The sequence below is a fragment of the Streptomyces sp. NPDC033165 genome, from assembly GCF_055577965.1.
The window spans coordinates 270,288-282,366 of the sequence record NZ_JBVIPK010000007.1 but is presented as its reverse complement, the minus strand read 5'-3'; the positions used below and the strand labels follow the sequence as shown (position 1 = coordinate 282,366).

The 12,079-nt window shown below is 73.3% G+C and carries 13 protein-coding genes; 6 read left to right on the top strand and 7 right to left on the bottom strand.

The window, feature by feature from the left end:
• Window positions 1–9: 9 nt before the first annotated feature.
• The gene (locus ACZ5WC_RS19290; protein WP_468542028.1) at window positions 10–1,011 is read right to left on the bottom strand and encodes an MsnO8 family LLM class oxidoreductase; all 1,002 of its coding nucleotides are present in this window, start codon (window positions 1,009–1,011) and stop codon (window positions 10–12) included.
• 115 nt (window positions 1,012–1,126) lie between these two features.
• Here ACZ5WC_RS19290 and ACZ5WC_RS19285 point away from each other — a divergent pair, with 115 nt between their 5' ends.
• On the top strand, window positions 1,127–1,615 hold the full coding sequence (locus ACZ5WC_RS19285; RefSeq protein ID WP_468541919.1) for a phosphatase domain-containing protein: 489 nt from the start codon (window positions 1,127–1,129) through the stop codon (window positions 1,613–1,615).
• Here the strand turns inward: ACZ5WC_RS19285 and ACZ5WC_RS19280 are convergent, their stop codons facing one another.
• Complete coding sequence (locus tag ACZ5WC_RS19280) at window positions 1,616–1,831, bottom strand: dodecin (protein WP_468541918.1); 216 nt, start codon at window positions 1,829–1,831, stop codon at window positions 1,616–1,618.
• 202 nt (window positions 1,832–2,033) lie between these two features.
• Between ACZ5WC_RS19280 and ACZ5WC_RS19275 the strand changes: the two genes are divergently transcribed.
• The 3 genes from ACZ5WC_RS19275 to ACZ5WC_RS19265 all read left to right on the top strand — a co-directional run bounded on the left by ACZ5WC_RS19275 (window position 2,034) and on the right by ACZ5WC_RS19265 (window position 5,221).
• On the top strand, window positions 2,034–3,287 hold the full coding sequence (locus ACZ5WC_RS19275; RefSeq protein WP_468541917.1) for an extracellular solute-binding protein: 1,254 nt from the start codon (window positions 2,034–2,036) through the stop codon (window positions 3,285–3,287).
• Window positions 3,288–3,467: 180 nt separating this feature from the next.
• Window positions 3,468–4,298 carry a GNAT family N-acetyltransferase gene (locus ACZ5WC_RS19270; RefSeq protein WP_468542027.1) on the top strand — a complete coding sequence of 277 codons (831 nt, stop codon included), beginning with the start codon at window positions 3,468–3,470 and terminating at the stop codon, window positions 4,296–4,298.
• Window positions 4,295–5,221 carry a lysophospholipid acyltransferase family protein gene (locus tag ACZ5WC_RS19265; protein ID WP_468541916.1) on the top strand — a complete coding sequence of 309 codons (927 nt, stop codon included), beginning with the start codon at window positions 4,295–4,297 and terminating at the stop codon, window positions 5,219–5,221. The genes ACZ5WC_RS19270 and ACZ5WC_RS19265 overlap by 4 nt, the downstream gene beginning before the upstream one ends.
• Here ACZ5WC_RS19265 and egtD read toward each other — a convergent pair.
• From egtD to ACZ5WC_RS19240, 5 genes are all read right to left on the bottom strand, one after another.
• Window positions 5,164–6,126 (bottom strand): L-histidine N(alpha)-methyltransferase, encoded by a 963-nt coding sequence (egtD, locus tag ACZ5WC_RS19260; protein ID WP_468541915.1) that lies wholly within the window; start codon window positions 6,124–6,126, stop codon window positions 5,164–5,166. The two genes, ACZ5WC_RS19265 and egtD, sit on opposite strands and share 58 nt — an antisense overlap.
• Complete coding sequence (gene egtC, locus ACZ5WC_RS19255) at window positions 6,123–6,878, bottom strand: ergothioneine biosynthesis protein EgtC (protein WP_468541914.1); 756 nt, start codon at window positions 6,876–6,878, stop codon at window positions 6,123–6,125. Before egtC ends, egtD begins: the two co-directional genes overlap by 4 nt.
• Window positions 6,878–8,287 carry an ergothioneine biosynthesis protein EgtB gene (gene egtB, locus ACZ5WC_RS19250; RefSeq protein WP_468541913.1) on the bottom strand — a complete coding sequence of 470 codons (1,410 nt, stop codon included), beginning with the start codon at window positions 8,285–8,287 and terminating at the stop codon, window positions 6,878–6,880. The genes egtC and egtB overlap by 1 nt, the downstream gene beginning before the upstream one ends.
• Complete coding sequence (gene egtA / locus ACZ5WC_RS19245) at window positions 8,284–9,615, bottom strand: ergothioneine biosynthesis glutamate--cysteine ligase EgtA (RefSeq protein ID WP_468541912.1); 1,332 nt, start codon at window positions 9,613–9,615, stop codon at window positions 8,284–8,286. The genes egtB and egtA overlap by 4 nt, the downstream gene beginning before the upstream one ends.
• 434 nt (window positions 9,616–10,049) lie before the next feature.
• Entirely contained in the window at window positions 10,050–10,517 is a 468-nt protein-coding gene (locus tag ACZ5WC_RS19240) for a type II toxin-antitoxin system PemK/MazF family toxin (RefSeq protein ID WP_468541911.1), read from the bottom strand.
• A gap of 145 nt (window positions 10,518–10,662) precedes the next feature.
• Between ACZ5WC_RS19240 and ACZ5WC_RS19235 the strand changes: the two genes are divergently transcribed.
• Together ACZ5WC_RS19235 and ACZ5WC_RS19230 are read left to right on the top strand one after the other, a co-directional pair.
• Window positions 10,663–11,685, top strand: coding sequence for a LacI family DNA-binding transcriptional regulator (locus tag ACZ5WC_RS19235; RefSeq protein ID WP_468541910.1), 1,023 nt, complete (start codon window positions 10,663–10,665; stop codon window positions 11,683–11,685).
• Window positions 11,686–11,740: 55 nt separating this feature from the next.
• Window positions 11,741–12,010, top strand: a complete 270-nt coding sequence (locus ACZ5WC_RS19230; protein ID WP_468541909.1) for a hypothetical protein — start codon at window positions 11,741–11,743, stop codon at window positions 12,008–12,010.
• Window positions 12,011–12,079 lie beyond the last annotated feature (69 nt).

Here is a 12,079-nt window from a genome sequence, read left to right as displayed (position 1 = left end):
CGCGGCCGTTCAGGCGCTCCGCCGTACGATGCCGGCCAGCCGCCGCAGCGAGTCCGCCAGTGCCTCGCGGTCGTACGTGCTGGTCGTCACGAGCACCTCGTCCGCCCCGGTCTCCTTGATCGCTCTCTCCAGTTGCTCGGTCACCTGCTCCTCGGTGCCGTGGATGTGCCCGTCGAGCCCCCGCTCGTACAGATGGCGCTCCCTGGCCGTCATCGTGCGGGCCTCGATGTCCTCGGCGGGGGCCAGCGGGGGGAAGCTGCCGTGGGTGCGGGCGTACGCCATGGCCCAGGCCTCCGGGACCAGCAGGCGCCGGGCCGCCTCCTCGGTGGCGGCGACGGCCACCGTGCCGGAGACGATCACCTCGGGGCGTTCGGCGCGGGCCGAGGGGCGGAAGTCCCTGCGGTACACCTCGATGGCGCGCAGCACCTTCCCCCGGCCGCGCAGATCGCCGATGACGAGGGGGAGTCCGGCGGCGGCCGCGACCGCCGCGCCCTCGCCGATGGCCAGGACGTACGCGGGGATGCGCAGCCCCTCCGCCGGGCGGGCGTGCACCTGGGGATGGGCGCGCTGGGTGCCGTCGATCCAGCCGAGCAGTTCGGCGAGGCGTCCGGGGAAGTCCTCCGCGGCCTCCTTACCGTGGCCGAGCGCCCGGCGGACGCCGTCGGTGAAGCCCACGGAACGGCCGAGGCCCATGTCGATCCGGCCGGGGAAGAGGGCGGCGAGCACGCCGAACTGCTCAGCCACGACGAGCGGTTGGTGGTTGGGGAGCATCACGCCGCCGGTGCCGACCCGGATGGTGGAGGTCGCGGCGGCGACGGCGGCGGCCAGGACCGTGGGCGCCGACCCCGCGACGCCCGGCACGCTGTGGTGCTCGGAGACCCAGAGGCGGTGGTAGCCCAGCGCCTCCACCTCCCGCGCCAGCGTCACGGTGTCGCGCAGGGCCTGGGGGCCGTCGTGCCCCTCGCGGGTGCGGGAGCGGTCCAGGAAGGAAAACCGGGTGGAGGCGATCACAGAGCTCACACCCTCTGTCAACGCCCCGGACCGGTGAGGATTCCCGCGGCCTGAGCAGAGGGCTGGGCCACGGCCGCACGGCGCGGCCGGTGCCGGGGCTTCCTAAACTGGCCGGGTGAACAACGACGCCCGGCCGCTGGCCGTATTCGACCTCGACGGCACGCTCGCCGACACAGCCCACCGGCAGCACTTCCTGGAAGGCGCCCGCCGGGACTGGTCCGGCTTCTTCGCGGCGGCCCCCGCCGACCCGCCGCTCGCCGAGGGTGTACGGATGGTGCTCGCGAGCGCCGATGAGTGCGAGATCGTCTACCTGACGGGACGCCCCGAGCGGTGCCGCAAGGACACCGTGCGCTGGCTGGGCCGTCAGGGCCTGCCCGAGGGCACCCTGTTCATGCGGCGCGACGACGACCGGCGTCCCGCGCGCCGCACGAAGCTGGAGATCCTTCAGAGGCTCGGCCGCTCGCGGGACGTGCGTGTGCTCGTGGACGACGACGAGCTGGTGTGTGACGCGGCGGAAATGGCCGGATTCGCCGTGGTGCGGGCCCGGTGGGCCGAACCGTCGGAGGCGCTCAAGGCTGCGCAGGAGCGCGACGGGCGCACCTGATCAGGTGTTCTCGTCGAGCCGGAACCCCACCTTCAGGCCGACTTGATAGTGCGCGATCCGGCCATCCTCGATATGGCCGCGAACTTGATTAATCTCGAACCAGTCGAGATTGAGCAACGTTTCCGCGGCTCTTGCGATGCCGTTCTGGATCGCCGCGTCGATGCCCTCCTGGGAGGTTCCTACGATCTCGGTGACCCGATACGTGTGATTCGCCATTGTTTGTCTCCTCTCCTGTGACCACGTTGCCTCAATCCGGGGTGTCCCGCGAGGGGGCGGTCGAGGCGGGGCGGGGCGGGCACGCGCCTTGACCTACGCATTGGTCCATACCAAAATTCAGCCAAACACCCGTGCGAGCGCCGCCCGCAATCCCCCACACCGGGTCCTGATCTCGTCGTGCCGTTTCGCAGAAGGTGACCACGTGAAGAACCGCATACTCGCCGGAGCCGTAGCGCTCGTGTCGTCCGTAGCGCTCGGCGGATGCGGCTACCTGCCGGGTTCGGGTGGCGGAGACCGCACGGTCACCATCTGGCTGATGAAGAACAGCGCCTCGCCCGGCTTCCTGGACAAGTTCACCCGCTCGTACGAGGAGGAGAACCCCTCGATCGAGCTGGAATTCAAGATCCAGGAGTGGGGCGGCATCGGCCCCAAGGTCCTCGCCGCACTGGAGGGCGACGACGCCCCGGACGTGATCGAGGTCGGAAACACGCAGGTCGCTCAGTACGCGGAGAGCGGCGGCCTGCGTGATCTCACCCTGGAGTCGATGCGGGACCTCGGCAGCGAGGACTGGCTGCCCGGCCTTGCCCAGCCCGGCAGCATCAACGGCGTGCAGTACGGCATCCCCTGGTACGCGGCCAACCGGGTGGTGATCTACAACAAGGAGATCTTCAAGGAGGCGGGCATCGACTCCGCCCCGAAGACCCGCGCCCAGTGGATCGCCGACACCGAAAAGCTCAACACCCGAGGCAACCAGGGCATGTACCTCGCCGGTCAGAACTGGTACGTGCTCGCCGGATTCGTCTGGGACGAGGGCGGCGAACTCGCCGAGGACAACGGCGGCGACTGGCAGGGCGCCCTGGACAGCGAAGAGGCCCTCGCGGGCATGGAGTTCTACAAGGAACTCCAGGCGCTCGGTGACGGCCCGACCGACGCCGACGAGGAGAAGCCCCCGCAGAACGACGTATTCGCCAAGGGGGACGTCGCCCAGATCATCTCGATGCCCGGAAGCGCCGCGCTCATCGAGCAGAAGAATCCCGAACTCAAGGGAAAGATCGGCTACTTCCCCATTCCGGGAAAGACCGCGAAGGCCCCCGGATCCGTATTCACCGGCGGCTCGGATCTCATCGTGCCGAAGAACGCCGACGAGCGCGCCGCGGGCATCGCCGTCGTCAAGGCACTGGCGGGCGAGAAGTGGCAGACTGAACTCGCCCGGAGCATGAGTTACGTCCCCAACAAGCCGAGCCTCGCCCATGTCGTCGAGGGCGACGAGGGCACCGCGGCGATGGCGGAGGGAGCCACCGAGGGCCGCGCCACCCCCAACTCCCCGCAGTGGGCCCGGGTGGAGGCGGAGAACCCGATCAAGCCGTACATGACGGCGGTACTCCAGGGCGGCGACCCGAAGAGGGAGGCCCGGACCGCCTCCGAGCGCATCACCGCGATGCTCGCGGGCAGCTGATCGACGGGGGGCGTCCCCGGGGGACCGGTCGGCGTCCCCGCGGATTCAGCCGTCGCACATCCCCGCTCCCCACAGCGGTCATGTCGAATCCAGCCGGTGACGGAAGAAGTAAGGGGCCGGGCCGTCGCACCCCGCGGCGACCCGGCGGCATCCCCCGCCGATCCGTCCCCGGAGACCGCCATGACCGTGCTGCCCACCGCCCCGCACGCCCCGCTGCACACCACCACCGCCCCCGCCCCGGCATCGCCCCCTGCCCAGGCCCCGGCCGGCGCTGCTGAACCCGCCTACCGGGTCTCCCTCGCCACCTGCCAGGAAGACATACGCGCCGCCCAGCGCCTGCGACACCTCGTGTTCGCCGGGGAGCTCGGTGCCCGGCTGGACGGGCCCGAACCCGGTCTGGACAGCGACGCCTTCGACGCGTACTGCGACCACCTGCTGGTCCGCGAGACCGCCACCGGGGACGTCGTCGCCACCTACCGGCTGCTGCCCCCGGACCGCGCCCGCATCGCCGGACGCCTCTACGCGGAAAGCGAGTTCGACCTCACCCGGCTCGACCCGATCCGCGACGACCTCGTCGAGGTCGGCCGCTCCTGCGTCCACCCGGCCCACCGCGACGGCGCGGTCATCGCCCTCGTCTGGGCCGGACTCGCCCGCTACATGGAACGCACCGGACACAACTGGCTCGCGGGCTGCTGCTCCCTGCCACTGGCCGACGGCGGCACGCTCGCCGCCCGCAGCTGGAACACCGTACGCGAAGCGCACCTCGCGCCCGAGGAGCACTGGGTCACCCCGCACCGCCTCTGGGACGCCTCCGGTCACGGCGGGGCCACCGGCTCCCGGGCGGACCTGCCGCCCCTGCTGCGCGGTTACCTCCGGCTCGGCGCCTGGGTCTGCGGAGCCCCGGCGTACGACCCCGACTTCAACGTCGCCGACCTGTACGTCCTGCTCTCGCTGCGCCGCACCGACCCCCGCTACCTGCGCCACTTCCGCTCGCTGGCCCCGCTGCGATGAGCGCCTGCCCGGACCTGACGGGCGCCCGCCCCGCCGCCACGAGCCCCTGGCTGCCCGTCGCCCCGTGCACCCCGCACGGCTGCGCCCGGCACACCGGAGCCGTACGCGCCCCGCTGCCCGCCGCAGTCCTGCTGCTGGCCGGCTGCGCACTGGTCCTGCTGGGGGTGGTCTGCGCCCCGCTCGCCGCGCTGCTCCCGGCCGCCCCGCGCGACCGGCTGGTACGGCGCTGGGCGGACGCCGTACCGCGTGCCTTCGGCGTACGGGTCACGGTGCGCGGCCGCCCCGAGGGGCGTGCCACCACCGGCGAACTGGTCGTCGCCAACCACATCTCCTGGCTGGACATCCCGATCGTCGCCGCCGTCCTGCCCGGGCGGATGCTCGCCAAGAGCGAGATCGGGCGCTGGCCCGTCCTCGGCCCGCTCGCCGCGCTCGGCGGCACCCTGTTCATCGAGCGCGACCGGCTGCGCGCCCTGCCCGCGGCCGTACGGACCCTCACCGGGGCCCTGCGCTCCGGCTCCCGGGTCGTGGTCTTCCCCGAGGGCAGCACCTGGTGCGGACGGGGCGGCGGCGTGTTCCGGCCCGCCGTGTTCCAGGCGGCGATCGACGCGGGCGCGACCGTACGGCCCGTACGCATCGCCTACCGCGCCGCCGGGGCCTCCGGCCCGCCCGCGGGCGCCGTCGCGTTCGTCGGGGACGACCCGCTCGGCGCCTCCCTGTGGCGGGTGGTGCGGGCCGCCGGGCTCACCGCCGAGGTCGACGTCCTCGCGCCGATCCCCGCAGACGGTGAGCCCGGCCGCCGCGCCCTGGCCGACCGGGCGCGGGCGGCCGTGTTCGAGCGGCCGGGCGAACCGGCCCGGCCCGGTCGTCAGACGGCCGTCGCCAGCGACAGGGCGAACCGGCCCGCCGCATCCGTCCACCACTGAGACAGCCGCAGCCCGGCCGCCGCCAGCTCCTCGCTCACGTCCTCCCGCCGGAACTTCGCCGACACCTCCGTACGCAGCTCCTCACCGGCCTCGAACGGCACCACCAGGTCCAGTTCCCGGATCTTCACGCTCAGCGCCCGACGGGCGCGCAGCCGCATCTCCACCCACCGGCTCTCCGCGTTCCACACGGCGACGTGCTCGAACTCCCCCAGCGGGAAATCGGCCCCCAGCTCACGGTTGACGACACTCAGCACGTTCTTGTTGAAGGCCGCCGTCACCCCGGCCGCGTCGTCGTACGCGGCCACCAGCGTCTCCTTCTCCTTCACCAGGTCCGTGCCCAGCAGCAGCGCGTCGCCGGGGGAGAGCAGCGAACGCACCGAGTGCAGGAACGTCGCCCGCTCCTCCGGCAGCAGATTGCCGATCGTGCCGCCCAGGAACACCACCAGCCGGGGTCCCGGAGTTCCCGGCAGGGCCAGACCGCCGGTGAAGTCGGCGATCAGCGCGTGCACGTGCAGCTCCGGATGCTCGGCGAGCAGCGACTCGGCCGCACCCCTCAGCGCGCTCTCGCTCACATCCACCGGGACGTAACTGTGCAACTGAGGCAGGGCGTCCAGGAGGTGGCGGGTCTTCTCGGACGACCCCGAGCCCAGCTCGATCACCGTGCGAGCCCCCGAGACCGCGGCGATCTCCTCGGCCCGCTCCTCCAGGATCTCCCGCTCCGCGCGCGTCGGGTAGTACTCGGGCAGCCGGGTGATCTCCTCGAACAGCTCACTGCCGCGCGCGTCGTAGAACCACTTCGGCGGCAGCGTCTTGGGGTGCCGGGTCAGGCCGCTGAGGACGTCGGCGCGCAGCGCCGCGTCCGTAGCGTCCACCGGCAGGGTGCGGGTCAGCAGGAAGGGACTCACGCGGGGGGCTCCTTGAGCGGGGTGAGCAGGACGTCTGCGGAGGTCGCGACCAGCAGGGTGCGGTCGGGGACCTCGCGCCAGAGGGGGTCGTCGTCGTACGGCTCCGAGGCCACCGACGTGGAGCGGCCCGGCACCGTGCGGTACCAGAGGGTGTCGCCCCAGGCGGTCGCGGTGATGGTGGCCCCGTCGGTGAGGAGCAGGTTCAGCCGCGAGCCGGGGGCGGTGGCCGCGACCTCGCGGACGGTCTCCGCGACCGCGCGCGGCACCTCGTCCCCGGCCTCGGCCCGGTGCCGGATCAACGCCCAGACCAGCGCGGAGTCGTTACGGGCCGCCAGGGACAGCAGTCTCTCGGCGGGCAGGGCGGCGGCCAGCGGGGCGAGCGATCCGGGCCAGCCCCGCACGACCCCGTTGTGACTGAACAGCAGCCTGCCGGCGGCGTACGGTGCGGCCGCCGCCTCCCCGTCCGCCCCCGCCTCGGTGGCGTCCCGTACGGCGGCCAGCAGCGCGGTGCTGCGGACCACCCGGGCCAGATCGCTGAAGGTCTCGTCGCCCCATATGGGCCCCTGGCGCCGGTAGCGTCCGGGCACCGGGTCGCCGTCCGCGTACCAGCCGACGCCGAACCCGTCCGCGTTGACCGTGCCGTACCGCTGACGGCGCGGCTCCCAGGACTGCCGCACCAAGCAGTGCGGGGGCTTGAGCAGGATGTCCCCGAGCGAGACCGGCTCGCCCACGTAAGCGATGTGACGGCACATCAGGCATCCCTCGCCGTACGGAACCCGGAGAAGATCTGCCGCCGCACCGGAAGGTCCCAGTTGCGGAACGTGCCCCGGCAGGCGACCCGGTCCACGGCGAACGAACCGCCGCGCAGCACCTTGTGGGCCGGGCCGAAGAACACCTCCGAGTACTCGCGGTAGGGGAACGCCACGAACCCCGGGTAGGGCAGGAAGTCGCTCGACGTCCACTCCCACACATCGCCCATCAACTGCCCCGCGCCGGAGGGTGACCGGCCCTGCGGGTACGCCCCGGCCCGCGCCGGACGCAGATGGCGCTGCCCCAGATTGGCCCGCTCCGGCGTCGGATCGTCGTCGCCCCACGGATAGCGCCGGGAGCGGCCGGAGGCGGGATCGTGCCGGGCGGCCTTCTCCCACTCGGCCTCCGTGGGCAGCCGCCGCCCCGCCCAGCGGGCGTACGCGTCCGCCTCGTACCAGCTTACGTGCAGGACCGGCTCGTCGTCCGGCACCGGCTCGGTCACCCCGAACCGCCGGCGCAGCCACTGCCCGGCCTCCCGGTGCCAGAACAGCGGAGCGGCCAGGCCGTGTTCGCGGACCATGGCCCAGCCCTCGGGAGCCCACCAGCGCTCGTCCCGGTAGCCGCCGTCCTCGATGAAGCGGACGTACGCGCCGCAGGTCACCGGCGCGGTGTCCAGATGGAAGGCCGCCACATCGCGGCGGTGCGCGGGCCGCTCGTTGTCCAGGGCCCACGGCTCGGCCGAGGTCCCCATGGTGAACGGGCCCGCCGGTACGAGGACTTCGTCGGGAAGCGTCCCGGCCCCGACCGGCTCGGGCGGCGGGGGAGCGGCCAGCACCGCCGGGCCGGATCGCAGCTGATGGGTGATCAGCATCGTCTCGTCATGCTGCTGTTCATGCTGGGCGATCATCCCGAAGGCGAACCCGGCCCGCTCCAGCGGACGCCCCCCCTCGTGCAGCGGTGCGCCCTCCAGCAGCTCCAACGCCCGGCCCCGGACGTCGGAGGCGTACGTCCGCGCCTCGGCGGGAGCCAGCAGCGGCAGCGAGGGGCGGGAGGCGCGGGAGTGCTCGAAGGCGTCGTACAGCCCGTCGATCTCCGGTCGCAGCGCGTCCCGGCCGCCGACGGCGCGCAGCAGCCACTGCTCCTCCTGGTTGCCGATGTGCGCCAGGTCCCAGACCAGCGGCGACATCAACGGGGAGTGCTGGGCGGTCAGTTCGCCGTCGTCCACACTGTCGGTAAGCAGCGCGGTGCGTTCGCGCGCGGTCAGCAGCGCGTCCAGGGCGCGTTGCCGCAGGGCTTCGGGGTCGGTGCCGGGGGCGACGGGGAAACCGGTGGCGGCGGGCCCGGCGGACCGGGCCGGATCGAAGGCATCGGAGTGCTGACGCCGCTCGGTGCGGTCGGAGTGCCCGGTCATGCGGAGGCCGCCTTTCCGGAGTGCGGCGGGAGATCCGAGTGCAGTCGCGGATCGGTGAGGCCGCCCGGGTCGGGCAGGTCATCGGCCGGACAGCGCCCCCGGGCCACATAGCGGTCGGTGAAGGCGGCCACGGAATCCCGTACGACCTGGCTCGCGCCCATCCGCTCCAGCGCCGGCAGAGCGGCCGCGAAGCAGCCGGTGGCCGCGGCCCGCAGCTCCGGGTCGGCGAGGCCGTCGCGGGCGGCCGCCGTCCAGAGCGGATTGCGCGGAGGAGCGGCCGTCCCCGCCGTCTCGGCCAGCGGCTTCACAGCGCGGTACACGGTCTCGGCGGCCTCCGGGTCGTCGAACAGGGCCGTGGCGACGGCGAGCGGCACCAGCCACCCGTCGGGGCCGTTCTGCGCGTCGATCATGCGCAGCTCCAGGTGGCCGCGCGGCCGGATCGGCGGAAACAGCGTCGTGAGGTGATAGTCGAGATCGGCCCGGACCGGCGGGCGGGGCGCCCCGGTGCGGATCCACTCCCGGAAGGTCAGCCCCTCCGGCACCTCCCACGGGCCCGCTTCGCACCGGATGCACATCACCGCGGCGTCCAGGACGTGCGCGGCCCAGGCCTCGCGCGGGGCGTGCCCGCCGTCCGGCGCCAGCGCCCGGCCCGGGTCCAGCTCGGCCCACAGCGCCTGCCGGGTGGACCGCCACCCGGTACGGCGGCCCTGCTGGAACGGCGAGTTGGCGAACGCCGCCACCAGCACCGCGCCCAGCAGATGCGCGAGCTGCCAGCGCCGCCCGTACCCCAGCGGCCCCGGCTCCTCCTCGCCCGCGTCCAGACAGACCTGGACCGAGGCGGAGGTGCACATCATGGCCCGCCCGGCGGGCCCCGAACGGTCGAGCGCGGCCTCCATCGCCTCGTAGCGCGGCTCCCGCAGTCTGCGGCGAGGCGGCTGCCACGGGTCGACGCCGAGACCGACCGGCGCGAGCCCCGCCGCGCCCAGCGAGGCGCGGACGGCCGCCAGATCCGCGGCGGTGGCCTCGACGCACTCCATCAGGGAGCCGGCCGGCTGCGAGCTGAGCTCCAGCTGACCGCCCGGCTCGAAGGTCAGCGCCGCGCTGAGCGGCAGCGCCCGGACCGCCGCGACGGCGCTGTCCAGCCGCTCCTGGCCGACCGGGAGGTCAGGATGTTCCCGGTCGTGAATGAGCCATTCGAGTTCCACCCCGACCGTGCGGGGAGGGCCCGTCTTGAAACATATGCCGCGCAGTAAATCCTCCGCCCCGGTCTCGTCGAGGGGGGCGGCGGCCGGGCGTGAGCCGGTTGCGCCGGGAATGTCCGGAGCCATGAGGGGCCTCCTTCTCAGCTGTCTGCCTACCACCCAAACCCGTACGCGGAGATCGCACAAGAGTGCCCCCGAGCCAGGGAAACACGGTTGCGCCCGGGCCGGGGTCACCACCAGCATCCCCCGTACGCACCACACGGGGGAGCGCGTGCGGGCGCGCCGCCGCACGGCATCGCACGGGAGACGAATGCGGTGGCCGAGGCCGGTCGCCATCGCAACGTGGCAGGTCAGGAGGTGTCCATCGAGCGGGCCGTGACCGCCGCCCTGACCCGCACCCGGCGCTACGGACCGGCCCCCGGTGCCCGTCACCGCTCCGGACGCCGACCGCGCACCCCGCACATCGAGGTCGCCGGCGAGGCCCCGGCGAGGCCGTCGTCCTCAGCCGCGGCTCGCCCCGCATCCCCGGCGGCAATCTGCGGCCTGTGTGCCGCCGCCGGTCAGCTCCAGCCGTACCGCTCCCGCAGACGCCCGGTGACCCGGTCGAAGCGGTCCCGGTCCAGGGCGCAGGCCTCCCGGCGCATCCCGTCCTCATGGACCCGCAGCACCCGGTCCAGATCCACCCAGGACGGCCGCCCCGAACTGTCCCAGGGACCCGCGCCCAGAGCCACCCACTCGTGGTCCCGGTCGTGCTGCTTGCTGGAGAGCTGCACGGCGAGCAGCGTGCCCGCCTCCTCCCTGGCGACGACGAGCACCGGCCGGTCCTTGCCGCGCCCGTCGTCCTCCTCGTACGGCACCCAGGTCCAGACGATCTCGCCGGGGTCGGGATCGCCGTCGCGGTCGGGGGCGTAGGAGGTGCGTACGCGACCGACGTCCTCGGGATCGGCCTGCACCGTGGCGGTCGGGCCGCTGCTGCCGGGGACGTCGAAGGGATTGTCGGAACGGTATGCGCTGTCATGGAACGTCATCGCAACACCGTAGAACCTTTAGCGCCCGTTCCCGGGAGCGGGGCGACGGACCACGACCGCGGGATGTTGTTCCGGCCATCGGGCCGGGCAGGCGACCCCCCGGGCCGGAACCCTGCCCCACGGGTCTGGAAGACTGCCGGACGCCATGAGCCAGTTACCCAAGCAGCCCGCCGAAGTCTCCGTTCCGACCAGCGCCGATGTCGCGCGCCTCGCCGGAGTGTCCCGGGCCACCGTGTCGTACGTACTGAACAACAACGCCACCGTCCGGATCAGCGAACCCACCCGACGCCGGGTCAGGGAGGCCGCCGTCCAGCTCGGTTACGTCCCGCACGCCGCTGCCCGCAGCCTGCGCGCCGGACACAGCCGCATGGTCCTGCTGCCCTCCGGCCACATATCGGCAGGACCGCTGCACCACTACTTCTTCGATGAACTCCAGTCGGGGCTGCGCCGACTGGACTACACCGTCGTCCAGTACGGCAGCGTCGGCCTCACCGCCGACGAAGCGGCCACGGCCTGGGCCGAACTGCGGCCCGTGGCCGTCGTCGTACCGCCGGGCATCGCCCTCACCCCGCACGGCACGGACATCCTCACCCGCTCCGGCGCCAAAGCGGTGATCACTCTCGGCCCCGAAGCGGTGGCCGGAGCGCACGGCCTGGTCATGGACCAACGGCGGGTCGGCGGCAGCGCGGTGGAACACCTGCTGGCCCGCGGCCGCCGCCACATCGGCGTCGTCATGCCCGGGGAACCGGGCCGCTCGCCGTTCTCCGAACCCCGCCTCGCCGGGGCCCGGCGCGCCGCGGAAGCAGCCGGGGCCCGAATCCGGCCGCTTCCGCTGCGCTACGAGGAGGACTCCGCGGCCCGGCTCGCCGCCCGCTGGGAGCGGCTCGGCCTGGACGCCGTGTTCGCGTACAACGACGAGTACGCCATGCTGCTGATGCGGGCCCTCCAGGACGCGGGGATCTCCGTGCCCGCCGACACGGCGGTGATCGGGGCGGACGACTCCCTCATCGGCAGGCTGCTGCGCCCCCGGCTCAGCACGGTCCGCATGGAACTCGCCATGCCGCAGCCGCTCGCCGAGACCATCGACCGCATGGTTCAGCACCCGGGCGGGCCACCGGTCCGCCACGACCTGCTGCGCACCGCCGCCGTGCACCGCGAATCCAGCTGACCGCCCGCGGTGCGACGACATGCGGGGCGCGCGGCGGATGTCTAGCGTCGGAGGCATGAGCCATCCGCAGAGTTACGAGCTGCTCCTGATCCCCGACCACAGCAGGACCCGGACGGGAGCCCCGGGGCGGCCGATCCGGTCCGCGGTGGTGGCCGCCACCGGGGAGACCGGGGCGTCGGGCTACCCCCGGTACGTGGGGGAGGGCATGGAGGCGGACATCGACCCGGAGACCCGGACGGTGGAGGCGGTGCTGATCGACGGCGAGGAACTGGACTACGGGATGTCGGTGCGCGTCGGGGAGGGTGAGGGCGACCGCCCGGCATGACCGAGGGCCCTGACCGGTACCACCGCGTCCGTGAAGATGACGATGACGGTGTCGGTCAGGGCCCTCGCC

What these genes read in the sequence shown, in the direction of transcription:
- ACZ5WC_RS19280 (WP_468541918.1), bottom strand. Translation starts at nt 1,831, where the DNA reads ATGGCGAATCACACGTATCGGGTCACCGAGATCGTAGGAACCTCCCAG.
- ACZ5WC_RS19270 (WP_468542027.1), top strand. Translation starts at nt 3,468, where the DNA reads ATGACCGTGCTGCCCACCGCCCCGCACGCCCCGCTGCACACCACCACC.
- ACZ5WC_RS19265 (WP_468541916.1), top strand. Translation starts at nt 4,295, where the DNA reads ATGAGCGCCTGCCCGGACCTGACGGGCGCCCGCCCCGCCGCCACGAGC.
- egtC (WP_468541914.1), bottom strand. Translation starts at nt 6,878, where the DNA reads ATGTGCCGTCACATCGCTTACGTGGGCGAGCCGGTCTCGCTCGGGGAC.
- egtB (WP_468541913.1), bottom strand. Translation starts at nt 8,287, where the DNA reads ATGACCGGGCACTCCGACCGCACCGAGCGGCGTCAGCACTCCGATGCC.
- egtA (WP_468541912.1), bottom strand. Translation starts at nt 9,615, where the DNA reads ATGGCTCCGGACATTCCCGGCGCAACCGGCTCACGCCCGGCCGCCGCC.
- ACZ5WC_RS19240 (WP_468541911.1), bottom strand. Translation starts at nt 10,517, where the DNA reads ATGACGTTCCATGACAGCGCATACCGTTCCGACAATCCCTTCGACGTC.
- ACZ5WC_RS19235 (WP_468541910.1), top strand. Translation starts at nt 10,663, where the DNA reads ATGAGCCAGTTACCCAAGCAGCCCGCCGAAGTCTCCGTTCCGACCAGC.
- ACZ5WC_RS19230 (WP_468541909.1), top strand. Translation starts at nt 11,741, where the DNA reads ATGAGCCATCCGCAGAGTTACGAGCTGCTCCTGATCCCCGACCACAGC.